Consider the following 854-nt stretch of genomic DNA (forward strand, 5'->3'; position numbering starts at 1 on the left):
GTGAAGTGTTGAGAATCGATACGCGTACTGGCGAATACGTAAGCCGCGCGAAAGGTTAAGTTTCTCTTTATGTGGCAGCCTAGTTGTTCACATACCGCAATTAAAGCCCGTGCTGAGTTGTATGCTCAGCTGCGGGCTTTTTTTTCTGCACGTAATGTTCTCGAAGTCGACACGCCGTTGATGAGTGTTTCAGGGTCAACGGACCCACATCTTGCAAGTTATCGTGCTTCAGGCAATCAAGATGCGCATCAATCCTTAAACTTTTTTCTTCAAACCTCTCCAGAGTTTGCGATGAAGCGTCTACTCGCAAGCGGTTTAGGCGATATCTATCAGCTTTGTAAAAGTTTTCGTGAAGCCGAGCAGGGGGGCAGGCATAACCCCGAATTCACAATGCTTGAGTGGTATCGAGTAGGGTTCAGTTTGACTGAATTAATGGAAGAAATCGCAGATCTCGTTTGTGAGCAGTTGAGCCTTGAGCGACCCATTGTATATACCTACCGTGAAGTCTTTTTAAAGTACTTAGAGATTGACCCATTCTCAGCCGAATTAAGCGAGTTACAGGCATTGTGTTCGAGCAAAGCTGGGCTTGCTGAGGGTGAAACACTTGACCGTGACGCATGCTTAGACTTGCTTATTTCTGTGTGTATCGAACCTAAATTAGGATTTGATAGACCGTGTTTTCTTACTGATTACCCAGCGAGCCAGGCCTCATTGGCGCGTATTGAAGTAGACTCGTTTGGCAATCGAGTAGGGAAGCGCGCTGAATTGTATGTGAAAGGCATTGAGCTCGCGAATGTCTACGACGAACTAGTGGATGCCAGTGAGCAAGAGGCGCGATTTATAGAAGATCGACG

General features: G+C 46.6%; 1 protein-coding gene. It reads left to right on the forward strand.

Annotated elements, in window-relative coordinates; genetic code table 11:
• Positions 1-69 precede the first annotated feature (69 nt).
• The coding region (gene epmA / locus A3762_RS01095) for an EF-P lysine aminoacylase EpmA (RefSeq protein ID WP_068753710.1) at positions 70-854 on the forward strand (785 nt) is incomplete at its 3' end.

The sequence above is a fragment of the Oleiphilus sp. HI0125 genome, from assembly GCF_001635355.1.